The organism is Klebsiella sp. WOUb02, from assembly GCF_050058015.1.
Taxonomy (GTDB): domain Bacteria; phylum Pseudomonadota; class Gammaproteobacteria; order Enterobacterales; family Enterobacteriaceae; genus Klebsiella.
Window position 1 is genome coordinate 52,381 of record NZ_CP170110.1, and the last position, 22,223, is coordinate 74,603.

The following is a 22,223-nucleotide window of genomic DNA, read 5'->3' on the forward strand; positions in this document are numbered from 1 at the left end:
GAGGATGCCATGAGCCAGCCGGTCATTACCCTGTGGTCCGATGCCGATTTCTTCTCTCCGTACGTGATGTCAGCGTACGTTTCCCTGCAGGAGAAGAGCCTGCCTTTTACTCTGAAAACCGTCAATCTGGATAGCGGCGAGCACCTGCAGGCGGGCTGGAAGGGATACTCCGCCACCCGGCGCGTGCCGCTGCTGGAAGTTGACGATTTTGCCCTCAGCGAATCATCCGCGATTAGCGAATATCTCGACGAGCGCTTTGCCCCGCCGGAGTGGGAGCGGCTCTATCCCCACGATCTGCAGAAAAGGGCCCGTGCCCGTCAGGTTCAGGCCTGGTTGCGCAGCGATCTGCTGCCCATTCGCGAAGAGCGCTCTACCGACGTGATTTTCGCCGGGCAAAAGAAACCCGCTCTGAGCGCGGCGGGGCGCAGGAGCGCGGAAAAACTCTTCGAGACCGCTTCCGGACTGCTGGCCCACGGCGGCAACAATCTGTTTGGCGAATGGTCTATTGCCGATACCGATCTCGCGCTGATGCTTAACCGACTGGTGCTCAACGGCGATGAGGTGCCGGAGCGGCTGGCAGATTACGCCGCCTTCCAGTGGCAGCGCGCATCCGTTCAGCGCTATGCCGCACTGTCGGCCAAACGCGCCGGCTGATTCGCGTCTGCGGTTCCGCTATCATAGGGCATCGTAATGCGTGGAGATAAAAAAATGCGGCTGATGTTTGCATCGGATATTCATGGCTCTCTGCCCGCCGCCGAGCGCGTGCTGGAGCTGTTCGCACAGAGCGGGGCGCAGTGGCTGATTATTCTGGGTGACCTGCTCAACCACGGGCCGCGTAATGCTCTCCCTGAAGGCTACGCGCCGGCGGAGGTCGCCGGGAAGCTGAACGGCGCCGCGCCGCGCATCATTGCCGTACGCGGCAACTGCGACAGCGAAGTCGATCAGATGCTGCTGGACTTTCCCATCACCGCGCCCTGGCAGCAGGTTCTGGCCGAACAGCAGCGGATGTTTCTGACTCACGGGCATCTGTACAGCCCCGAAAAATTGCCGCCGCTCTGCGCTGGCGATGTCCTCGTTTATGGTCATACTCATATTCCGGTAGCCGAGAAACGCGGCGATATTTTTCTCTTTAACCCCGGTTCCGTGAGCCTCCCTAAAGGGGGATTTCCCGCCAGCTACGGCCTCCTTGAAGGGGATCGGCTGCAGGTTTTAGCGCTCGATGAACATCAGGTTATTGCAGAGGTGGCAATTAACCCGTAATTTACCCCCCAACCGTAAAGACGCGCCGCAAGAGCGCTTTAAAAAGTAAGGTTTCCTGATGGCGGAACAGAACGATTTGGCAAGCACAGAATGGGTAGATATCGTTAATGAAAACAATGAGGTGATAGCGCAATCCAGCCGCGTGCAAATGCGCGCGCAGTGTCTGCGCCATCGTGCAACCTACATTGTCGTTCATGATGGCATGGGCAAAATTCTGGTGCAGCGTCGTACCGAGATAAAAGATTTTCAGCCGGGCATGCTGGATGCCACCGCCGGTGGCGTGGTGCAGGCCGACGAGCAGCTGCTGGATTCAGCGCGCCGTGAGGCCGAAGAGGAACTGGGCATTGCTGGCGTTCCCTTCGCCGACCACGGTCAGTTCTACTACGAAGATAAGCACTGCCGCGTCTGGGGAAGCCTGTTTAGCTGCGTATCGCACGGCCCCTTTGCGTTGCAGGAAGAGGAGGTCAGCGAAGTGTGCTGGCTGACGCCGGAAGAGATCACCGCCCGCTGCGATGAGTTTACTCCGGACTCGTTAAAAGCGCTGGCGCTGTGGATGACCCGCAATGCCAACAACGAGTCGGCAAAAGCGGAAAAGCAGGAGGAGGCTGAGTAGCCGCCTAGCAGCTATCCCGCAGGCATAAACTGGAGACGATGGGTTTTCTGCCGCTCCAGTTTCCTTCATTCAGGCGCTCCAGAAGGGCGCGTCCAGCTTCAATTCCAATCTTGTGATGCGGTACGGCCATCGTGGTTAGCGGCGGCTGGCAGACCCGGCTGACATCGCTATCGCCGAAGCCGACCACCGCCAAATCGTCCGGGACCTTAATACGTCGCCGCTGGCACTCGTACAGCGCGCCGCACGCCAGCTCGTCAGAAACGCAGACCAGCGCGTCCAGCTCCGGCCATGCCAGCAAAAACTCCGGCAGCTGGGAAGCGCCGGTGGAGAAGCTGGGGGGAAGCGCGGCGTTAATCACCCGATTCGGCGACATATGGTGGCGCAGCATCGCTTTGTACCACCCGTGCAGGTGCTGTTGAAAAATCCACTGCTCCTGGTTGGCGCACAACAGGCCGATATTCTGGTAGCCGCGGTGGATAAGCATCTCGGTGAGCTCGAACATGGCGGCAACGTTGTCGATGCCGATATTCATATCAATCGGGTCGGCGCGCATGGCGCCCATCTCCATCACCGGAATCGAGGCGTTGTTTAGCCAGTTGCGCACGGTATCGCTATGTTCCACGCTGAGCAGGATGGCGGCCGCAATGTTCGACGCCAGCAGCGTTTCCAGCAGCTTCTCTTCCTGCTCAAGGCGGTGCTGCGACTCCGCCAGCATAATTTGATAACCCGCCGGCTGCAGCACCTGCTGAAGCCCGGCAAACATCGCGGAGCAGCCCGCTTCGGCAAGATTAGGCACCACCATGGCTATCGTTTTTGAGGAGGCGGAAGCCAGCGCGCTGGCGGCCAGATTGGGCATATATCCCAGCTCCTGCACCGCGGCATCGATTTTTTCACGAAGCTTGTCGGAAACCTGTTCCGGCGTGCGGAGCGCACGCGAGACGGTCATCGTACCCACGCCGGCAAGCTGGGCAACGTCGGCGATCGTGACCTTACCGGTACTACGCCGTTTTCGGGTTAGAGACATACACCTTCCTGCTGAACTGACGCTTTTCATTAACATCCATTACGTTACGTTTCAGGGAGTATACGCCTTAAATCCACATTTTCGCTGCGTTTTCATATGATGATTGCGAATTGATAGCGCTATCACAATTTTGAATGTTATCTATTGGTAGCGCTATCTTTGTGATCTCCGTCGCAGCTAACTGCTGTGCGCTTGAATAAAGTTTGCCCATCTTTTGCTAAAAGACGGGGAGATAAAATGCTCAGTAAATGGATCTTCGATGCCACTATCACGCTCCGCCAGAGCGTGGATGTGTGGCCTCAGGCTCTTGAGATTTGCGCCGGGCCGCTGCTCGATGCCGGCGTTATTGCGCCCGAGTACGTGACCGCGATTGTGGAACAACACGCGAAGCTGGGGCCGTACTATGTGCTGGCGCCGGGGCTGGCAATGCCGCATGCGCGGCCGGAAGAGGGGGCTAAAGGCCTCGGCCTGTCGCTGCTAAAGCTGGAGCAGGGCGTGTCGTTTGGTTCAGCAGAGTTCGACCCGGTCGATATTATTATTATGCTGGCGGCACCCGACAAGCATAGTCATATTGAGATGATATCCGCGCTGGCTGAATTATTTTCCAGTGACGAAGATATGGAGCAATTACATCAGGCGAAAACCCTGGAGGAGATTAAAACGATAATCGCGCGATTCTGATCTTATTCATAACCTGATTTATAACCCATTACGCCCGGCGTGATGCGGATCAACTGTACCCAAAAAAGGTGATAACAATGAAAATTATGGCGATTTGCGGTTCTGGCCTGGGCAGTAGTTTTATGGTTGAAATGAATATTAAAAAAGTGCTTAAAAAGCTCGAAATAGAGGCGGAAGTTGAGCACTCCGATCTCTCATCGGCAACGCCGGGGGCGGCAGATTTATTCGTGATGGCCAAAGATATTGCCGCCAGCGCCAGCGTGCCGGAAAGCCAGCTGGTGGTGATTACCAACATCATCGACATCAATGAACTCGAAGCGCAGCTGCGCGCGTGGTTCGCCAAACAATAACTATTTATACCCTAAATAATTCGAGTGGCCGGAAAGCCAACGCACATGCTACTTGAAGTATGACGGGGATATAGCGAGGCGGATATGTTTATCCTTGAAACGCTGAATTTTGTTGTTGATATTCTGAAAGTGCCTTCGGTGCTGGTGGGGTTAATTGCGCTGATCGGCCTGGTGGCACAAAAAAAATCATTTTCTGACGTCGTAAAAGGAACGATTAAAACCATTCTTGGCTTTATTGTTTTGGGCGGCGGGGCGACGGTATTAGTTGGCTCGCTGAATCCGCTGGGCGGCATGTTTGAACACGCCTTTAATATCCAGGGGATTATTCCAAATAACGAGGCGATTGTTTCTATTGCCCTCGAAAAATACGGTGCGTCAACCGCGCTGATTATGGCCTTTGGGATGGTCGCGAATATCATCGTCGCCCGCTTTACGCGGCTGAAGTATATCTTCCTGACCGGGCATCATACCTTCTATATGGCCTGTATGATCGGCGTGATCCTCACCGTGGCGGGCTTCGAAGGCGTGGGGCTGGTGTTTACCGGCTCGCTGATCTTAGGCCTGGTGATGGCGTTCTTCCCGGCGCTGGCGCAGCGCTATATGAAGCGCATTACCGGAACCGATGATATCGCCTTCGGCCACTTCGGCACCCTGGGCTACGTGCTCTCGGGCTCGATTGGCAGCGTCTGCGGAAAAGGCTCCCGCTCCACCGAAGAGATGAATCTGCCGAAGAATCTCAGCTTCCTGCGCGACAGCTCGATCTCTATCTCCCTGACGATGATGATTATCTACCTGATCATGGCCGTGAGCGCCGGGCGAGAATATGTGGAAAGCACCTTCAGCGGCGGCCAGAACTATCTGGTCTACGCCATCATCATGGCGATTACCTTCGCCGCCGGGGTGTTTATCATCCTGCAAGGCGTGCGCCTGATCCTGGCGGAAATCGTGCCGGCGTTTACCGGCTTCTCAGAAAAACTGGTGCCGAACGCGCGTCCTGCGCTGGATTGCCCGGTGGTTTACCCCTATGCGCCCAACGCGGTGCTGATCGGTTTCCTGTTTAGCTTCCTTGGCGGCCTGGTGGGGCTGTTCCTGCTTGGCCAAATGAATCTGGTGCTGATTTTACCGGGCGTCGTACCGCACTTTTTCACCGGTGCGACGGCGGGGGTCTTCGGCAACGCCACCGGCGGCCGTCGGGGCGCAATGATTGGCGCCTTTGCCAACGGTCTGCTGATCACCTTCCTGCCGGTGCTGCTGCTGCCGGTACTGGGGGCGATCGGATTTGCCAATACCACCTTCTCTGACGCCGATTTCGGCGCGATCGGCATCGTGCTCGGCAACCTGGCGCGCTATCTGTCGCCGTTTGCCATTACGGGTCTTGTTGTAGCGCTGTTCGCTCTGCTGGTTGCGTACAACATCTTTGCGAAGAAGAAATCTGCGGGCAATGGCGCGCAGGAGAATAACGGAGCCAAATTATGAATGTGCAAGAAGTGACTCACCTGGCGCGCGATATCCGCGTTGCCACGCTTAAATCGCTGACCAATCTGGGTTTCGGCCACTACGGCGGCAGCATGTCGGTCGTCGAAACGCTGGCGGTGCTGTACGGCGCGGTGATGAAAATCGACCCCGCCGACCCGGACTGGCTGGAGCGCGACTACTTTGTGCTGTCAAAAGGCCATGCCGGCCCGGCGCTCTACAGCACCTTAGCCATCAAGGGCTATTTCCCGATGGAAGAGCTCAGCACGCTTAACCATAACGGAACCCGTCTGCCGAGCCACCCGGATCGCCTGAAAACCCGGGGAGTGGATGCGACGACCGGTTCGCTGGGACAGGGGATTTCCATCGCCGGCGGCATGGCGCTCTCCCATAAGCTGGCCGGGCGTCCGAATCGGGTATTCTGCATTGTCGGCGACGGCGAGCTCAATGAGGGGCAGTGCTGGGAGGCGTTTCAGTTTATCGCCCACCATCGCCTGAATAACCTGACGGTGTTTGTTGACTGGAACAAGCTGCAGCTCGACGGCGCGCTCGACGAAATTATCCGCGCCTTCAACCTTGAGGAGAAGTTCCGCGCCTTTGGTTTTGACGCCATCACCGTGAAGGGAGACGACATCGTTGGACTACTGGCGGCGGTGCAGCCCGTTCCGGCCGCCGATGCGCGCCCGCGGGTGGTGATCCTCGACAGCATTAAGGGACAGGGCGTGCCGTATCTCGAGCAGCTCAGCAACTCCCATCACCTGCGCCTGACGGATGAGATGACGGCGGCGCTGAACGAGACGATTCGTCAACTGGAGGCCGCACATGATTAACGTCGCACCCGCAGGACAAAAAGACGCAGTGGAAATGCGTAAAGTGTACGCCGGATTTGTCGCCCGGCAGATTGAGGCCGGAAGCGATATTATCGCCCTCGAGGCCGATCTGATGAGTTCGATGGCAATGGACGGCGTGGCGCGGGATTATCCGCAGCACGTGATCAACTGCGGCATTATGGAGGCCAACGTCATCGGCACCGCCGCCGGCCTGTCGCTGACCGGACGTCGGCCGTTTGTTCACACCTTTACCGCTTTTGCCAGCCGCCGCTGCTTCGATCAGCTGTTTATGTCTCTGGATTATCAGCGTAACAACGTCAAGGTCATTGCTTCCGAGGCCGGCGTTACCGCCTGCCATAACGGCGGCACCCATATGTCGTTTGAAGATATGGGGATCGTTCGTGGCCTGGCGCACTCGGTAGTGCTGGAGGTCACTGATGCGGTGATGTTCGACGATATCCTGCGTCAACTGATGACGCTCAACGGTTTCTACTGGGTGCGCACCATCCGCAAGCAGGCGCCGAGCGTCTACGCGCCGGGCTCGACGTTTACCATCGGCAAGGGCAACGTGCTGCGCGAAGGCGAAGATATCACCCTGATTGCCAACGGTATCATGGTGGCGGAGGCGCTGGAGGCGGCGCGACAGGCTCGAGCAGGAAGGCGTCAGCGCGGCGGTAATTGATATGTTTACCCTCAAGCCTATCGACCGCATGCTGGTGAAAAATTATGCCGAGAAAACCGGGCGCATCGTGACCTGCGAAAACCACAGCATTCACAACGGCCTGGGATCGGCCGTGGCCGAGGTGCTGGTAGAAACCTGCCCGGTGCCGATGCGTCGCGTGGGGGTGAAGGAGCGCTACGGTCAGGTCGGAACCCAGGATTTCCTGCAGAAGGAGTATGGCCTGACGGCGCATGATATTGTTTCCAGCGCGCGAGAATTACTTTAAGCGCAGGCTCCCACAGTCAAACTGTGGGAGCTTTTTCTACTGTTTTTGCCACTACCCTGCCGCCAACAAGACCTTCCGCAACTCTTGAACCTCTGGGCCGATACACTCAGCCTGTTAAACCGATACACTCACTTCTGTTGCCATACACAGTATTAAACCATTTTTTAATGTATTGATAACTATATATATTTAAAGTTTGGCACGATAACTGCTTTATCCTGGAGGAAGGCTTTCTCATGATGTAAAAGTGGGAAAGGAGGAACTAACATAATTCGCCCATCGATCAAGAGGAATCGTTAGCCATGGAATGTTCCGTTATTGTTGTGACGCATGGCAACCTGGCGTGTGAACTGATTAATACTACCAATATGCTTATTGGTAGCCAGAAACATGTTTTGACCGTTGATTTTATGCCTGGAGAAAATCTTGAAAGTTTAATAAAAAAGCTTGCAGTAATTATTTCTGATATTTCATCGGATATTCCGCTGCTGCTCCTGGTGGATATCTATTCCGGAACGCCTTTTAATGCTTCAAGCTATTTTGTTAAACACCGACCGGATACCCGGCTAATCGCTGGAGTCAATATCCCGATGTTGGTTAATATTTTACTGGAGCGTCAGGATGTCTCTTCGCTAGAGGAACTGGTGACATTATCGGTAAACGTTGGCAAAAGTGCGATAAAGCCCCTGTAAAAAAGGAAATCACAATGTCTATGATATCGCTTTTACGAATTGATGACCGATTGATCCACGGCCAGGTAATGACAGGATGGGTTAAACATCTTAATGCCACGAAGATCATTATTGTTGATGATGAACTGGTCAATGATGAGTTTATGATTTCGGTACTGGAAATGGCGGTTCCTAATAACATGACGCTCAATATTTATGACGCTGAAACCGCTGCTGCGAAGCTTGGCGAAGTAAGTGCCGATAACAACAGCGACAATATTATTATCCTGGTGAAAAGCCCACTGACGGTGCTGAAGATGCTTAATGTTGGGGCTAAATTTCAGAATTTGACGGTGGGCGGTATGGGGGTAAATGAAAACCGTTCCCGCCTCTATCGTAATCTTGCCGCGTCCGATGCTGAACGCCGGGCCTTCAAAGAAATAGACCAAATGGGTATTCCGGTCCAAATTCAGGTGCTTCCTGGAGATACGCCGGCAAATTTGATGACCTATTTATGAAAAGTTGACAGCGGTGCACCGTTCATTCTGGCGTACCGTTACATAACCATGAAGAAGACGACTGATAGTGTGTTATGTCGCGTTATGTGGCAGGGGGATTATTACCCTAAGCATTGCAGTATGCAGACAGATAGCGTTATTCCTGCAAACTATATACTGGTGTTAAACCCGGCAAAATATAATAAGAGGACAAAGTACTATGTTACTTTCAGCTATTCTTGTTGCCCTGATCGCTACAATGAGTAACTGGTGGGTTAGCCACCTTATTACTCGAACCTGGCTCTACCCGATTATTTCCGGTTTTCTGGTGGCGTTAGCTCTCGGTGAACCGGTAGAAGGGATGAAAGCTGCCGCTTATATCAATCTTGCTTATCTTGGCTGGATGACGGTAGGCGGCACGATGCCCGGGAATTTACCGGTGGCTTCGGTATTCGGTACGGCGATGACCATCCTCAGCGGTGCGGAACCGTCGACAGCGGTAGTATTCGCGGTGCCGTTCTCGTTGCTGGGTATTTTGACTTTCCAGGCATCGATGAGTATTAACGCGCTGTGGGTGCATAAAGCTGAGGCGATGCTGGAGCGTGGCAATATTACCGGCATGCGTCTGATGAACTATGTGCCTTCATTCTTCGTTATCTTTATTCTTGTGGGATTGCCGGCATTTGCGATGGTCTATTTCGGCGCCGATTTTATGCGTGCAATGCTGGCAAAAATTCCGCAGGAACTGGTTAGCGCGTTCCAGGTAATTGGCGGTATTATGCCAGCGTTGGGTATTGCCATGCTGGTTTCGTTCCTGGGGAAAAAACATCTGATGCCGTTTTTCTTCCTCGGTTTTTTCCTTGTCGCATTTCTTAAGCTCGGAATTATGGCGATTGCGGTGTTTGCTATTATCGCCGCCGTTATTCTGAACGTTAATACGAAATTCTCCGTCGAGAAATAACGGGAAATAATAATCATGACCATAAATAATGAAACCGAAAAAACTGTTATGGGTGAAACGCTGACCCGTACCGAACTGTTAAAAACCTGGGCGTTAAATTACTCGTCAGAAACCTGTTATAACTACGAACGTTTACAGGCTTTAGGACAGGCCAGTGCGATGGTTCCGGTAGTACGCAAACTCTATCCGGGAGATAAAGCCCGTCAGGTGAAAGAACTGAAGAAGTATTTTAACTTCTTTAATACTGAACCGTCATTCTGTGGCCATGTGATTACTGGCGTATCGGTGGCGATGGAAGAACAGAGAGCAAAAGGTATGGATCTACCGCCGGAAGCGATAACCTCGCTACGTTCCGGATTGATGGGGCCGGTAGCCGGGATCGGCGACACTCTCCAGGCCATTGTTTACTCTATTCTTGCAGCTATCGCCTGTAATCTGGCGATTCAGGGAAATTTTGCCGGCCCCATACTCTTTGAACTGGGGTATAAGTTCATCATGATCTTCTGCAGTCTGAATATGTTCTTTTTGGGCTACCGCAGAGGTCGCACGGTGATCCTGGATATTTTGAAAAAAGGCCTGATGGATAAACTGACAGATGCTTTTGGGCTTATTGGGCTAATGGTGGTCGGAGGCATGGCGGCTTCGCGCGTTGATATTGTGACCCCATTAGTGATACATATTAAAGGCGCTAATATTGGCATTCAGGATATTTTAAATACATTATTGCCATCGTTAATTCCGCTGATAATTACACTCGGCATACTAAAAATGATTCGCCGAAAAATGAAACCCAATACGGTTATTGCGGTTATATTTATCGTCGGCATTATTACCTCCTGGCTTGGTATTCTGGCGGTTCCTGCACAATAACTTAAATTACATCCGGCTTGGCTCAGATTACAGGTCTTTGGCCTGTAATCTGGATGCACGCCTGAATTACAGAGGATAATTAAATGAAAGTATTATCATTGACGGAATTAGGTAAGTTTTCACTTGAGGAAAGACCCATTCCTGTACCTGCTGCCGGAGAGGTGTTAGTAAAAGTTCGCGCCGCAGGTATTTGTGGTTCCGATATTCCGCGCGCGTTTGTTAATGGCCCGTATCATTATCCCATTGTGCTTGGCCACGAATTTTCCGGCCAGATTGAAAAAGTTGCGGAGGACGTGGATTCGGGGCTAATTGGTCGCAAAGTGGCAATATTCCCGCTGATTCCCTGTAACAAATGTGCCTTTTGCCAGGAGCGTCACTTTGCGAAATGCATTCAGTACAGCTACTTCGGTTCTCGACAGGATGGTGGATTTAGTGAATATCTGACCGTCCCATTATTTAACCTTGTGTTCCTGAATGACGATGCGGATTTACGTGAAGCGGCGATGCTGGAACCTGCCGTTGTTGGACTGCACGTGATGCGTCGCGCTCGCCTGGATATGAACGATAACGTAGTGATTTATGGTGCCGGGCCGATTGGTATCATGATCGCTCGCTGGGCGGCGATTTATGGCGCGCGTAAAGTCATGCTGGTCGATGTTGACAGTAAGAAAATCGATTTCTGTCGTTCTCTGGGCTTTGAACTACTGTGCGACGCCAGTCAGGACGATCCGGTTGACTGGGTCATGCATCAGACCGAGGGCAACGGTGCAGATGTCTGTATTGAAGGCAGCGGTTCCTCCGGCGGACTCTCCAACTCTCTTCTTTCCTGCCGCGTGTTTGGCAAGGTACTGATGCTCGGGAACCCTCATGGGGATATGCATATTCCCCGCGGCGTCTACGACAAATTTATGCGTAAAGAAGCCGCCCTTCTTGGGGTCTTTAACTCCGTTTATAAGCAGCAGCCACATGACGAATGGCAGGATGCTGCAGCGGCCATCGGCAGCGGAAAACTCAAAGTTAGCGATTTAATCACCCATGAAGTGGGTATTGATGGACTCGCCGATCTCTTCGACCTGGTTCATGCGAATGACACCTTATTCTGTAAAGCAATGATGGTGATTTAAATGACGAATGCAAGTTATTCAGCAGCGGCGCAGGCGGTTACCAGTGAAATTGCATCGGTATTAAAGAGCATCGATGAGGCGCAGATTGCCGACTATATTGCGGCACTACGCCAGGCCAATAAGGTCTTTTTCGTTGGGGTTGGTCGTGTTGCGCTGGCGCTGGAAACCACGGTCAAACGCCTGAACCATATCGGCATTACCGCCTGTGAGGTCGGCGCTATTAATGAACCGCCTATTGCTCCTGGCGATGTGCTGGTTGTGGGCTCCGGATCGGGCGAGTCTATCTTTCCGAAACATATTGCCCAATGTGCGAAACGCTATGGCGCGACGGTGGTACACCTGACTTCCAGCCCGGCAAGCACCATTGCCCGTATGTCAGACGTGGTGGTGGATTTCCACTGCGGTTCTAAGTCCGGCAGCGGCACGCAAATGTCTATTCAACCGATGACTACCTTGTTTGAACAATCGCTGATGATTTTTGGCGATCTTATCTGTCTGCGCATTATGGATATGCAGGGTATGACCTTTGAACAGGTCCGCCTGAACCATGCGAACCTGGAATGATTTGCTAATGCGGGCAACCGCCATGTCCCGCAGGAGGATGACATGAAAGTTGTTGCACTACGCGCTGTGGGCGATCTGGCGCTGGAGGAGCGAGAATTACCGGTACCGAAAAGCGGAGAGGTCAGGGTCAAAGTGATGGCCTCCGGGGTCTGTGGATCGGATATTCCCAGAATATGGCGCACGGGAACGCCGTCATTTCCTCGGGTGATCGGCCACGAATTTTCCGGACGGATTGACGCCGTAGGGAGCGGGGGAGATGAAGCGCTCATCGGGCGACGGGTGGCGGTGTTTCCCATCAAACCCTGTCACGACTGCGTGTTCTGCCGGCATCATTACTACGCCCGATGTCTGAACTACAGCTCGTACGGCTCCCGCTGCGATGGCGGTTTTAGCGAATATCTTACGGTGCCGCTATTTAACCTGGTATTTTTTGCTGACGATGTTAGCTATCCGCAGGCGGCGATGCTGGAGCCCGCCACCATCGCGCTACACGTGGTGCGCCGGGCGGCGCTCGACCTCAACGACACGGTGGCCATTATTGGCGCGGGGCCGATCGGGCTGCTAACCGCCCGCTGGGCGCAGCTCCACGGAGCCGGAAAAATTGTGCTGCTGGATATCGATCCCGACAAAATCGCCTTCTGCAAGCAGCTCGGCTTTGAGTATGCGCTGCGTTGCGATGAGGCGGGCGCGCTGGATAGTCTTCGGCAGCTAACCGACGGAGGTGCCCACGTCGTCATTGAAGGCAGCGGTAGCGCTCCTGGGCTTTGCTTCGCGCTGGATGCCTGCCGTACCTTTGGCAGCGTGATGCTACTGGGCAATTGCCATGAGGAAATGGTTATTCCACGCCTTGCCTATGACCTGGCGATGCGTAAGGAGCTAACGCTGGCCGGCGTGTACAACTCAGTCTACAAGGGATATCCCCACGATGAATGGGCGGATGCGGCGCGGGCTATCAGCTCCGGCGCTCTATTGGTTAGCGATCTGATTTCCCATCAGGTCGGTATCGGACAGGCAATCGATCTCTTAAACGCCATTCATCAGCGTCAGCAATTTACCTGCAAATGCATGGTGACGGCAGAGGAGTAAGTTATGAAATTACCGGCTATTGCACCTTCACTTATGTGCATGGATCTGCTTGATTTTCGCAATCAGATTCTGTTTCTCAACGACAAGATTGCCTGGTTTCACGTGGACATTATGGATGGGCACTTTGTTCCGAATTTAACGCTTTCTCCTTGGTTTGTGTCAAACCTGAGTCCGCTGGCTAAAGCGCCGATCGACTGTCATCTGATGGTGACCGACCCGGAAAACTATGTTGAGGCCCTCGCGAAAGCCGGGGCGACAATGGTCAGCTTTCACGCAGAGGCGGTGAATGGCAAAGCCTTCCGTTTGATTGATGCTATTCGTCATACGGGAATGCAGTGCGGGCTGGTGCTCAACCCGGAAACTCAGCTGGAGGATGTGACGCTTTACCTGGCTCGTATTGATAAGGTTACCATTATGACCGTCGATCCTGGATTCGCCGGCCAGGCGTTTATTCCCGAAATGCTGGGAAAAATCAGAGCCTTTGCCGCCTGGCGTGAACAACATGGTCTGAACTACCTGATTGAGGTTGACGGCTCCTGTAACAAGAATACCTACGCCAGCCTGATGGCCGCAGGGGCCGATATTCTGATCGTGGGTTCAAGCGGGCTATTTAACCATGCGCCGGAAATTGCGGCGGCGTGGCAAATGATGCAATCCGAGCTGCAGGAAGCTTTAGCTCCTGTTTAAAGGGATGGGCGCGATGCTGACATCGCGCCGCTTTCTCTATTTCTCCTCCAGCATATCCATAATGTAGAGCAGTTCGTCGTCGCTTAGTTTTACCCCTGTTTTATTTTCCAGCGTATCGTTCGCCGTCTGATAAATCGTCATCACCGGGCTGGAAAGATACTCCTCCCGGTTCTGTTTGTTGTAGGTAATGGTTTCGTTACGTACTGAACGTTCGAGGGCCAGGCAAATATGTACGCAGATGTTAAGTAGTCCGCTGCCCTGGTCCTCCAGCCGCCGATGCTCCTTAATCATCTGAATAAATGACATTACAATGGGCACCGCCTTTTTGGGGTTGAGAAACACCAGGAAATCCTGCAGGTACTGTTCGCTCAATTTGGTTAGGGTGACGGGATTGTCGGCCCTGTTTTGGCTAACGTAGCTGCCGCCGATCGCCGTCTGAAACTTAAGCTCTCCCTGGCGGGAGAAAAACTCCGCCAGCGGAATATGTGGCAGATTAAACTCTGGATCGACTATCCCAACCGAGAGCAGTACCCGGTACTCGCTCAACAAACTCTGCCGTCGGCTGAACATTTCGTCGGCGGAAAGATTAATAATGTGAATATCGCTGCGGTTGATTTCATCCAGTACTGAACGCAACAGCGACTGCAGTTTTTTAGCTATCCCCTCGCCGGAAGAGCAGATGGCCAGAACCGCCAGTGGCTTATCAGGCACCGGCTGTTCCCGATGCTGATTCGCACCGTAGCCTTTGAAATGGAGCAGACTGAAATAGATATCGTCCAGTTCGGCATTGAGAATGGACGTGCGGCGCAGCGCCTCGATCACCAGCGGGGTGGAAACCATATCCAGGGTACGCATCGCGATCCGGCACTCCTGGGCGATAATATCCCCGGCATGCAGCAGCGATCCCATATCGACCAGCAGTAAAAATCCCCGGGCGTTAGGCGTTGCCAGAATCGTCTCTTTTATCTGCGCGATGGCCTGATTGGGACGAATATCCAGAGGCATATTAACCGCCGAAATGTTCTCTTCGGCGATCAGCGTACGGGCAATGTCTACCATATTACTGGCAATGAGATCCCCATGAGTGGCGACAATCACGTGAATCAATTTCTCTTTTTCACGGATTACCAGCGAGCTGAGTAAAATGGTCAGATAGGCTACTTCGTCTTCATTAATGTCGATACCGAATTCGTCTTGCAGCCGCTTTTTAATGGTTAAGGCGGAATCATATTCCGGGAGTTTGTTAACCCGGTAGCGGCGTGTCCAGCTATTTCCGGGGGAATGAGTGTGGTTCCGGGTGAGATTCGCCAGATGATACCCCAGTGAGAACAGAAAATTATCGCCGAACTCTTTTCCCATCTGTAGCTCAATTTCTGTTTTAAGAGACTGACAAAAAAGTAGCGTTTTCTTATCTAACCCGTGATCGAACCACTGGCGCGTGCGGGGAAGCTTAACGTCAATGTAGTTATTAATTTCCAAAGTGATAAAGCGGTTGATGTCGCTATCGGTAAAGTTCTGCTCGAGCATAAAATTAATTTTATTATCAATAAAATCATACATTCTCAGCGGGCTGTCGTTTTTGTTGATGCTGAGTGCCGGATGCGCGGGAATGGCGTCAGGTAAAATAGTCATAATATCGCCCAGACTATATTGTAGGCGGGCCAGATAATCATTATTACGCTTAAGATTGAAGATCCCCGTTTTAATATCCAGCGCAAGCTGCTCAAAGCGGATATCCAGCCTCTGTTGCTGCTGATTTTTTTCCATAAAAAAATGGGCGCAGACCGACTGAATCGTCGACTTAAGTTTACCCACATTGCCAGAAAAGGAGCTGCCAAGTATCGATTTGGCGCTGTCAGCATCAATGGTAATCGTGCAGCCAATGCGCGCCGCCTCGATTTTAAGTAAAAATTTAAGTAGCTCAATCTGCTCCTCGGGAAGCCGGCTGGCGAGCCCGGGCAAATTGATAGTGATGGGGATTCTTCGCAGGAAGGTGGAGAGCAGTGAGGAGCTGGGATCTTCGGTCGTGGCGCAGATGAGCAGGATCTCGGCGCGGTGATCGCGCTTTGTTTCACCCAGCTGGCCCCATGTTCCGGTATCGATAAAGTAGAAGATCATCTCTTGACCTTCCGGCGGCAGACGGTGTACTTCGTCGAGGAAAAGCATACCGCCGTCGGCTTCACTTAACAGACCGGGCTTGTCTTTATCGGCGCCGGTGAATGTTCCTTTGGAATGACCAAAAATATGAGAAACCAGCAGCTGTGGATTACTGGCGTAATCGGCACAGTTAAACACAATAAAAGGTGCATGTTCTTTCAGAAGCTGTCGGGCGATAGCGTAATTATACATCAGCCGGGCAAACAAACTTTTACCAGTACCGGTCTCACCGGTTAACAACGTATGTAGGCCACGCGGCGGGTAAATAATGGCAGCCTTCGCCTGACTAATTTGTTTTTGCAAACTGTCATGATAGCCAATCAGATAAGTGAAAGGATCGTCGATGTCCGGAGAACTTACTTTTTGGCTGGTTATTCCGTTGTTGACAAAATAATAAACCGGACGCGCGTTACTTTTAGCGATAATTCCCTCTTTAACCAGCAGGTTTAAATCACTACTGACGTTAGGGCGTGAAATTTTCAGCGTGTTGGATATTTGTTGAGTCGTTGCGCCGCCCGGTGTTTTTTTACATAAATCAGTCAGATAAGTAAGAATTCTTTTTTTACGGGTCATTTTGTCTTTTGATTATAATTTACAGGGTAGGGTAATTATATAAAGTCTGGCGGTTATTACTGTGAGCCAGCAACAAAAGATACAGAACCTGTATTTGGCGCTAAGTTGCTTACGAAGAGAGAGGAATTTATATGCAAACCCCCTCGTATCGAGGGGGGTTGGCTGGCGGCAATTACTGCTGTTGCTGAGACGACTGAATCGCGGTCAGCGCGATGGTGTAGACGATATCGTCAACCAGCGCGCCGCGGGACAGGTCGTTCACCGGCTTACGCATACCCTGCAGCATCGGCCCGATGGAGATCAGGTCGGCAGAACGCTGTACGGCTTTGTAAGTGGTGTTACCGGTGTTCAGATCCGGGAAGATGAACACGGTCGCGCGGCCGGCAACCGGAGAGTTCGGCGCCTTGGATTTTGCCACGTCAGCCATCACGGCGGCGTCGTACTGCAGCGGGCCGTCGATCATCAGGTCAGGACGTTTTTCCTGAGCCAGACGGGTTGCTTCACGCACTTTTTCGACGTCGCTACCGGCGCCGGAGGTGCCGGTGGAGTAGGAGAGCATCGCCACGCGCGGTTCAATGCCAAAGGCAATCGCGGAATCTGCGGACTGGATAGCGATCTCTGCCAGCTGTTCTGCGGTCGGATCCGGGTTGATCGCGCAGTCGCCGTACACGTAAACCTGTTCAGGCAGCAGCATGAAGAACACGGAAGAGACCAGCGAGCTGCCCGGAGCGGTTTTGATCAGCTGCAGCGGCGGACGGATGGTGTTGGCGGTGGTGTGTACCGCGCCGGACACCAGGCCGTCGACTTCGTCCTGTTCCAGCATCAGGGTGCCGAGAACCACGTTATCTTCCAGCTGCTCGCGGGCAACCGCTTCGGTCATCCCCTTGCTCTTACGCAGTTCGACCAGGCGAGCCACGTAGCTTTCGCGCACCACTTCCGGATCGACGATTTCGATACCAGAACCCAGCTCTACGCCCTGAGCGGCGGCAACGCGGTTGATCTCATCCGGGTTACCCAGCAGCACGCAGGTCGCGATACCGCGTTCTGCGCAGATTGCCGCGGCTTTAACGGTACGCGGCTCGTCGCCTTCCGGCAGAACGACGCGTTTGCCCGCTTTGCGCGCCAGCTCGGTGAGCTGGTAACGGAAGGCCGGCGGAGAGAGACGACGGCTGCGTTCGGAGGTCGCGGTCAGGGACTCGATCCAGTCGGCATTGATGTAGCTTGCCACGTACTCCTGAACCTTCTCGATACGCTCGTGATCGTCAACCGGCACTTCCAGGTTGAAGCTCTGCAGGCTCAGAGAGGTCTGCCAGGTGTTGGTGTTGACCATGAATACCGGCAGGCCGGTGGCGAACGCGCGTTCGCACAGCTTGCTCACACGGGCGTCCATTTCGTAGGCGCCGGTCAGCAGCAGGGCGCCGATTTCTACGCCGTTCATCGCCGCCAGGCAGGCGGCAACCAGCACGTCAGGACGGTCGGCGGAGGTCACCAGCAGGGAACCCGCGCGGAAGTGTTCCAGCATGTGCGGAATGCTGCGCGCGCAGAAGGTCACCGATTTCACGCGACGGGTGTTGATGTCACCTTCGTTGACGATGGTGGCATTCAGGTGGTGCGCCATGTCGATTGCGCGGGTGGCAATCAGATCGAAGCTCCACGGCACCGCGCCGAGAATCGGCAGTGCGCTGCCGGTCACCAGCTGAGCCGGGTCGATTTTGACTACTTTCGCTTTGGAAGAGTCATCGAAAATTTCAGACAGGTCGGGACGAGTACGTCCCTGCTCGTCAACCGGCGCGTTCAGCTTGTTGACGATAACACCGGTAATGTTGGTGTTCTTCGCGCCGCCGAAGCTGTTGCGGGTCAGTTCGATACGCTCGTTCAGCTGCTCCTGGGTGTCGGTACCCTGAGACATCACGAAGACGATTTCAGCGTTCAGCGTTTTGGCGATTTCGAAGTTCAGCGACTGGGCAAACTGATGTTTACGCGTCGGAACCAGGCCTTCTACCAGCACGACCTCGGCATCCTGAGTCGCGGCGTGGTAGTTAGCGATGATCTCTTCCATCAGCACGTCTTTCTGGTTGCTGGACAGCAGCGACTCAACGTGGCTCATCTTCAGCGGCTCTGCGGCCGGAAGGTTGGAATTAGCGCGAACGATAGTGGTGGTCTGGTCAGGCGCATCGCCGCCAGCGCGCGGCTGCGCGATAGGTTTAAAGACGCTCAGGCGAACGCCTTTACGTTCCATAGCACGGATAACACCGAGGCTGACGCTGGTCAGGCCTACGCTGGTTCCGGTAGGGATTAGCATGATTATACGGGACACGATATATCCTCTTTCGTTACCGCCGGTATCAGGCGGGATACAAAACTGCACCCCCAGCTTCCCCTCATACTTCAAGCTGCACGTGCGTTGGCTTTGCTGCTTGGCTCATCCATGAGCCTCGCCCTTAGGGGCCGCCGCGACGATGGATTTGCCGCTTACCCCGGTCACGTACTCTTTGCCGCTCCCGGGGATTCGCCGCGTCGCCGCCTTCCTGCAACTTGAATGATTCAGGCTTATCGCTGGCGATGTGAAATCAGGCGGTCAGACGGTTGGCGTCCTGCGCGATAACCAGACTCTTCGTTGGTCGGGATGACCAGAGCCGGGCGGGTGCCTTCTTTGTTGATGAAGCCGGACTTGCCGAAACGGGCCGCCAGGTTACGTTCATGATCAACATCGAAGCCCAGTACGCCCAGTTTGCCCAGAGACAGCTCACGAACCATCGCCGCGTTTTCACCGATACCGCCGGTGAAGATAACCGCGTCCAGACGACCGTCCATCAGCGCGGTGTAGGAACCGATGTACTTCGCCAGGCGGTGGCAGTAAACGTCCATCGCGCGCTTAGCGTCCGCTTTATCCGCGTAGTTGTCTTCAACATAGCGGCAGTCGCTGGTGACTTCGGTCAGACCGAGCAGGCCGGACTCTTTGGTCAGCATTTTGTTGATCGCATCAACGCTCATGCCCAGGGAGTCGTGCAGATGGAAGATGATTGCCGGGTCGATATCGCCGGAGCGGGTGCCCATGACCAGGCCTTCCAGCGGGGTCAGACCCATGGAGGTGTCAACGCACTGGCCGTTACGGATAGCGGAAACGGAACCACCGTTGCCCAGGTGGCAGGTGATGATGTTCAGCTCTTCAACCGGTTTGTTCAGAACTTTTGCCGCTTTCTGAGTTACGTAGAAGTGGCTGGTGCCGTGGGCGCCGTAGCGACGGACGCCATGCTCTTTATACAGGCTGTACGGCAGGGCGTAGAGGTAAGACTCTTCCGGCATGGTCTGATGGAACGCGGTGTCGAACACGGCAACGTTCTTCTCTTTCAGGTGCGGGAAGGATTTCAGCGCTTCGGCAATACCGATCAGATGCGCCGGGTTGTGCAGCGGAGCGAAAGAGGCGGAATCTTTGATGCCCTGAATGACGGAGTCGTCAATCACCACGGAGCTGGTGTATTTTTCACCACCGTGAACGATACGATGGCCAATTGCGGTCAGCTGAGCAGACAGTTCTGGTTTTTGTGCCAGAATAGTGTTAACGATAAAGTTAAGCGCTTCACTGTGAGCGGCGCCGGCGCCTAAATCTGCTTCTTGTTTGCTGCCATCCATTTTCCATTTGATACGCGCTTCAGGAAGGTGGAAACATTCGGCTAAACCGGACAGATATTCGTCACCGTTGAGAGCATCAAGGATTGCAAATTTCAGTGAGGAACTACCGCAGTTCAGAACCAGTACTAGCTTACTCGACATGGAAGTACCTTTTATGATACGTGGCTAAAAAAACGTCATAGAGTCACAAAGCGTAGCGCAGGATGACATCGACATTTATGATTAACATCATGCCTTGTTCTGTTTCCGGGCACGATGAGATAAGTACATTTGATTTTATGCCATTTTGGATAATTTTCAGACAATGGCAGAATATGCGATAATTTGACTAACCTGGTAAAAGGGTCTATCGCCCTTTCAGGTGGGCACAGGATACCTGATTGCCGCACCCATTGCCAAAATGTTTTGAACGTTGTCATGCACAGTTGGTGTTTTGCACGAATTTTTTAAGATTTATATGTAAAGTTGAGGTAAAGCCATGTCGACACCCGAGAATAGCCCCGTTAGCTTTTTCAGCTTGTTTCGCCGCGGGCAGCACTACACAAAGACCTGGCCTTTAGATAAACGCCTCGCCCCGGTTTTTGTTGAAAACCGCATTATTCGCGCCACCCGCTACGCGATTCGTATCATGCCGCCGGTCGCGGTCTTTACCCTGTGCTGGCAAATTGCCCTCGGCGGCCAGCTGGGTCCGGCGGTCGCCACGGCGCTGTTTGCTCTGAGTCTGCCAATGCAGGGTTTGTGGTGGTTGGGGAAACGTTCGGTAACGCCGCTGCCGCCGTCGGTTTTGAGCTGGTTTTATGAAGTGCGCGGCAAGCTGCAGGAGGCGGGACAGGCGCTGGCGCCGGTTGACGGTAAGCCGGATTATCAGGCTTTAGCTGACACGCTTAAGCGCGCCTTCAAACAACTGGATAAAACTTTCCTGGATGATTTGTAATTCCCTAAGGAAAACGCATATAAAAGAAGGCGCATAATTAATGCGCCTTCTTTTTTCACGCCGTAAAGTGCCACAGGAGTCAAAAAATGGAAATGACCAATGCGCAGCGCCTGATTTTATCAAATCAGTACAAGATGATGACGATGCTCGACCCGGACAACGCTGAGCGCTATCGCCGTCTGCAGACCATCATCGAGCGTGGATACGGGCTGCAGATGCGCGAACTGGACCGCGAGTTTGGTGAGCTGACCGAAGAAACCTGCCGTACCGTTATCGATGTCATGGAAATGTATCATGCGATGCACGTCTCCTGGACTAACCTCAAGGACGGCAGCGAAATCGACGAGCGTCGGGTGACCTTCCTGGGGTTCGACGTGGCCACCGAAGCGCGCTTCCTCGGCTACGTGCGCTTTATCGTCAACGTCGAGGGGCGCTACAGCCACTTTGACGCCGGCACCCACGGCTTCAATTCGCAGACGCCGATGTGGGAAAAATATCAGCGTATGCTGGCCGCCTGGCACTCATGCCCGCGCCAGTACCATTTGAGCAGCAACGAAATTAATCAAATTATCAACGCCTGATGGAGGTGTCCGTGCAGTGTAAAGGTTTCCTGTTCGATCTTGACGGGACGTTAGTTGATTCCTTGCCGGTGGTGGAACGCTCCTGGTGCACGTGGGCGGAGCGTTTCGGCATCGCGCATGATGAAGTGCTGAACTTTATCCACGGCAAGCAGGCGATAACCTCGTTACGCCATTTTTTACCCGGACGCAGCGAAGAGGCGATCCAGGCGGAGTTCACTTACCTGGAAACGGTGGAAGCAACGGATACCGACGGTATCACGGCGCTGCCGGGGGCGGTTGCGCTGCTGGCCACGCTCGATGAAGCCGGGATCCCGTGGGCCATCGTCACGTCGGGATCGCAGCCCGTTGCTCACGCCCGCCATCGCGCTGCGGGGCTGCCCGATGCTAAAATTTTCGTTACGGCGGAGCGGGTTAAGCACGGCAAACCGGCGCCGGATGCCTACCTGCTCGGAGCGGAACTGCTGGGGCTGGCGCCGCAGGATTGCGTGGTGGTGGAAGACGCGCCGGCGGGATTGCTGTCCGGGCTAAGCGCCGGATGCCGTACGATTGCCGTTAACATACCCGCCGACGCGCCGCGTCTCGATGAAGCAGACTTTGTGCTGACCAGCCTCGAAGAGCTGATGATTGTCCGGCAGCCAGACGGCAACGTTAGCGTCACGCTTAAAGCATAATCTCATGATTTAGCCCCGCGCTGTCGGGGCTTTTTT

General features: G+C 53.8%; 21 protein-coding genes and 2 pseudogenes. 19 read left to right on the forward strand and 4 right to left on the reverse strand.

The genetic code is table 11. The features are described 5' to 3' along the window. The first annotated feature begins 9 nt into the window (after positions 1 to 9). Genes yfcF through yfcD form a run of 3 tightly spaced genes read left to right on the forward strand, consistent with a single transcriptional unit; the run spans position 10 to position 1,873 of the window. Positions 10 to 654 (forward strand): glutathione transferase, encoded by a 645-nt coding sequence (gene yfcF, locus ABOC21_RS06995; protein ID WP_426814039.1) that lies wholly within the window; start codon positions 10 to 12, stop codon positions 652 to 654. A 54-nt stretch (positions 655 to 708) separates the two neighbouring features. Further along, positions 709 to 1,260: a phosphodiesterase gene (gene yfcE / locus ABOC21_RS07000; protein ID WP_426814040.1), complete on the forward strand. Its 552-nt coding sequence runs from the start codon at positions 709 to 711 to the stop codon at positions 1,258 to 1,260. 58 nt (positions 1,261 to 1,318) lie between these two features. Further along, positions 1,319 to 1,873 (forward strand): NUDIX hydrolase YfcD, encoded by a 555-nt coding sequence (gene yfcD, locus ABOC21_RS07005; RefSeq protein ID WP_426814041.1) that lies wholly within the window; start codon positions 1,319 to 1,321, stop codon positions 1,871 to 1,873. 4 nt (positions 1,874 to 1,877) lie between these two features. Here yfcD and ABOC21_RS07010 read toward each other — a convergent pair whose 3' ends face one another. Next, positions 1,878 to 2,897, reverse strand: coding sequence for a LacI family DNA-binding transcriptional regulator (locus tag ABOC21_RS07010; protein ID WP_426814042.1), 1,020 nt, complete (start codon positions 2,895 to 2,897; stop codon positions 1,878 to 1,880). Positions 2,898 to 3,134: 237 nt separating this feature from the next. On the opposite strand from ABOC21_RS07010, the gene ABOC21_RS07015 reads away from it, so the two are divergent. The 13 genes and pseudogenes from ABOC21_RS07015 to alsE all read left to right on the forward strand — a co-directional run bounded on the left by ABOC21_RS07015 (position 3,135) and on the right by alsE (position 13,638). After that, on the forward strand, positions 3,135 to 3,578 hold the full coding sequence (locus ABOC21_RS07015) for a PTS sugar transporter subunit IIA (protein WP_426814043.1): 444 nt from the start codon (positions 3,135 to 3,137) through the stop codon (positions 3,576 to 3,578). A 77-nt stretch (positions 3,579 to 3,655) separates the two neighbouring features. After that, positions 3,656 to 3,928 (forward strand): PTS sugar transporter subunit IIB, encoded by a 273-nt coding sequence (locus ABOC21_RS07020; protein ID WP_041146575.1) that lies wholly within the window; start codon positions 3,656 to 3,658, stop codon positions 3,926 to 3,928. Positions 3,929 to 4,012: 84 nt separating this feature from the next. Beyond that, entirely contained in the window at positions 4,013 to 5,404 is a 1,392-nt protein-coding gene (locus ABOC21_RS07025) for a PTS ascorbate transporter subunit IIC (RefSeq protein WP_426814044.1), read from the forward strand. Then, positions 5,401 to 6,231 (forward strand): transketolase, encoded by an 831-nt coding sequence (locus tag ABOC21_RS07030; protein ID WP_426814045.1) that lies wholly within the window; start codon positions 5,401 to 5,403, stop codon positions 6,229 to 6,231. Before ABOC21_RS07025 ends, ABOC21_RS07030 begins: the two co-directional genes overlap by 4 nt. Further along, a pseudogene (locus tag ABOC21_RS07035) lies at positions 6,224 to 7,178 on the forward strand (transketolase family protein). Before ABOC21_RS07030 ends, ABOC21_RS07035 begins: the two are co-directional and overlap by 8 nt. A 302-nt stretch (positions 7,179 to 7,480) precedes the next feature. After that, a complete protein-coding gene (locus tag ABOC21_RS07040) occupies positions 7,481 to 7,870 on the forward strand; it encodes a mannose/fructose/sorbose PTS transporter subunit IIA (protein WP_426814046.1) in 390 nt (129 codons plus the stop codon). A gap of 14 nt (positions 7,871 to 7,884) precedes the next feature. Continuing rightward, positions 7,885 to 8,367, forward strand: a complete 483-nt coding sequence (locus ABOC21_RS07045) for a PTS system mannose/fructose/N-acetylgalactosamine-transporter subunit IIB (protein ID WP_426814047.1) — start codon at positions 7,885 to 7,887, stop codon at positions 8,365 to 8,367. Between the two features lie 238 nt (positions 8,368 to 8,605). Continuing rightward, on the forward strand, positions 8,606 to 9,307 hold the full coding sequence (locus ABOC21_RS07050; RefSeq protein WP_426814048.1) for a PTS mannose/fructose/sorbose/N-acetylgalactosamine transporter subunit IIC: 702 nt from the start codon (positions 8,606 to 8,608) through the stop codon (positions 9,305 to 9,307). A 15-nt stretch (positions 9,308 to 9,322) separates the two neighbouring features. Next, positions 9,323 to 10,177 (forward strand): PTS system mannose/fructose/sorbose family transporter subunit IID, encoded by an 855-nt coding sequence (locus ABOC21_RS07055; protein ID WP_426814049.1) that lies wholly within the window; start codon positions 9,323 to 9,325, stop codon positions 10,175 to 10,177. Between the two features lie 83 nt (positions 10,178 to 10,260). Next, on the forward strand, positions 10,261 to 11,301 hold the full coding sequence (locus ABOC21_RS07060; protein ID WP_426814050.1) for a galactitol-1-phosphate 5-dehydrogenase: 1,041 nt from the start codon (positions 10,261 to 10,263) through the stop codon (positions 11,299 to 11,301). Then, a complete protein-coding gene (locus tag ABOC21_RS07065) occupies positions 11,302 to 11,865 on the forward strand; it encodes an SIS domain-containing protein (RefSeq protein WP_426814051.1) in 564 nt (187 codons plus the stop codon). It abuts the gene before it with no gap. 42 nt (positions 11,866 to 11,907) lie between these two features. Next, entirely contained in the window at positions 11,908 to 12,951 is a 1,044-nt protein-coding gene (locus tag ABOC21_RS07070; protein WP_426814052.1) for a galactitol-1-phosphate 5-dehydrogenase, read from the forward strand. A 3-nt stretch (positions 12,952 to 12,954) separates the two neighbouring features. Then, a complete protein-coding gene (gene alsE / locus ABOC21_RS07075; protein WP_426814053.1) occupies positions 12,955 to 13,638 on the forward strand; it encodes a D-allulose 6-phosphate 3-epimerase in 684 nt (227 codons plus the stop codon). A gap of 36 nt (positions 13,639 to 13,674) precedes the next feature. Here the strand turns inward: alsE and ABOC21_RS07080 are convergent, their stop codons facing one another. From ABOC21_RS07080 to ackA, 3 genes and pseudogenes are all read right to left on the reverse strand, one after another. Next, a complete protein-coding gene (locus ABOC21_RS07080) occupies positions 13,675 to 16,368 on the reverse strand; it encodes a sigma 54-interacting transcriptional regulator (RefSeq protein WP_426814054.1) in 2,694 nt (897 codons plus the stop codon). Between the two features lie 172 nt (positions 16,369 to 16,540). Beyond that, positions 16,541 to 18,685: a phosphate acetyltransferase gene (pta, locus tag ABOC21_RS07085; RefSeq protein WP_426814055.1), complete on the reverse strand. Its 2,145-nt coding sequence runs from the start codon at positions 18,683 to 18,685 to the stop codon at positions 16,541 to 16,543. Positions 18,686 to 18,938: 253 nt separating this feature from the next. Beyond that, positions 18,939 to 20,142, reverse strand: a pseudogene (gene ackA, locus ABOC21_RS07090) (acetate kinase). Positions 20,143 to 20,479: 337 nt separating this feature from the next. Between ackA and yfbV the strand changes: the two are divergent. The 3 genes from yfbV to ABOC21_RS07105 all read left to right on the forward strand — a co-directional run bounded on the left by yfbV (position 20,480) and on the right by ABOC21_RS07105 (position 22,187). After that, on the forward strand, positions 20,480 to 20,935 hold the full coding sequence (yfbV, locus tag ABOC21_RS07095; RefSeq protein ID WP_426814056.1) for a terminus macrodomain insulation protein YfbV: 456 nt from the start codon (positions 20,480 to 20,482) through the stop codon (positions 20,933 to 20,935). 86 nt (positions 20,936 to 21,021) lie between these two features. Further along, positions 21,022 to 21,516: a YfbU family protein gene (locus ABOC21_RS07100; protein ID WP_426814057.1), complete on the forward strand. Its 495-nt coding sequence runs from the start codon at positions 21,022 to 21,024 to the stop codon at positions 21,514 to 21,516. A gap of 11 nt (positions 21,517 to 21,527) precedes the next feature. Continuing rightward, positions 21,528 to 22,187, forward strand: coding sequence for a sugar phosphatase (locus ABOC21_RS07105; RefSeq protein ID WP_426814058.1), 660 nt, complete (start codon positions 21,528 to 21,530; stop codon positions 22,185 to 22,187). Positions 22,188 to 22,223 lie beyond the last annotated feature (36 nt).

Bases quoted from the DNA above. Each gene is read 5' to 3' on its own strand.
- yfcF (WP_426814039.1), top strand. From the start codon at position 10: ATGAGCCAGCCGGTCATTACCCTGTGGTCCGATGCCGATTTCTTCTCT.
- yfcE (WP_426814040.1), top strand. From the start codon at position 709: ATGCGGCTGATGTTTGCATCGGATATTCATGGCTCTCTGCCCGCCGCC.
- yfcD (WP_426814041.1), top strand. From the start codon at position 1,319: ATGGCGGAACAGAACGATTTGGCAAGCACAGAATGGGTAGATATCGTT.
- ABOC21_RS07010 (WP_426814042.1), bottom strand. From the start codon at position 2,897: ATGTCTCTAACCCGAAAACGGCGTAGTACCGGTAAGGTCACGATCGCC.
- ABOC21_RS07015 (WP_426814043.1), top strand. From the start codon at position 3,135: ATGCTCAGTAAATGGATCTTCGATGCCACTATCACGCTCCGCCAGAGC.
- ABOC21_RS07020 (WP_041146575.1), top strand. From the start codon at position 3,656: ATGAAAATTATGGCGATTTGCGGTTCTGGCCTGGGCAGTAGTTTTATG.
- ABOC21_RS07025 (WP_426814044.1), top strand. From the start codon at position 4,013: ATGTTTATCCTTGAAACGCTGAATTTTGTTGTTGATATTCTGAAAGTG.
- ABOC21_RS07030 (WP_426814045.1), top strand. From the start codon at position 5,401: ATGAATGTGCAAGAAGTGACTCACCTGGCGCGCGATATCCGCGTTGCC.
- ABOC21_RS07040 (WP_426814046.1), top strand. From the start codon at position 7,481: ATGGAATGTTCCGTTATTGTTGTGACGCATGGCAACCTGGCGTGTGAA.
- ABOC21_RS07045 (WP_426814047.1), top strand. From the start codon at position 7,885: ATGTCTATGATATCGCTTTTACGAATTGATGACCGATTGATCCACGGC.
- ABOC21_RS07050 (WP_426814048.1), top strand. From the start codon at position 8,606: ATGAGTAACTGGTGGGTTAGCCACCTTATTACTCGAACCTGGCTCTAC.
- ABOC21_RS07055 (WP_426814049.1), top strand. From the start codon at position 9,323: ATGACCATAAATAATGAAACCGAAAAAACTGTTATGGGTGAAACGCTG.
- ABOC21_RS07060 (WP_426814050.1), top strand. From the start codon at position 10,261: ATGAAAGTATTATCATTGACGGAATTAGGTAAGTTTTCACTTGAGGAA.
- ABOC21_RS07065 (WP_426814051.1), top strand. From the start codon at position 11,302: ATGACGAATGCAAGTTATTCAGCAGCGGCGCAGGCGGTTACCAGTGAA.
- ABOC21_RS07070 (WP_426814052.1), top strand. From the start codon at position 11,908: ATGAAAGTTGTTGCACTACGCGCTGTGGGCGATCTGGCGCTGGAGGAG.
- alsE (WP_426814053.1), top strand. From the start codon at position 12,955: ATGAAATTACCGGCTATTGCACCTTCACTTATGTGCATGGATCTGCTT.
- ABOC21_RS07080 (WP_426814054.1), bottom strand. From the start codon at position 16,368: ATGACCCGTAAAAAAAGAATTCTTACTTATCTGACTGATTTATGTAAA.
- yfbV (WP_426814056.1), top strand. From the start codon at position 20,480: ATGTCGACACCCGAGAATAGCCCCGTTAGCTTTTTCAGCTTGTTTCGC.
- ABOC21_RS07100 (WP_426814057.1), top strand. From the start codon at position 21,022: ATGGAAATGACCAATGCGCAGCGCCTGATTTTATCAAATCAGTACAAG.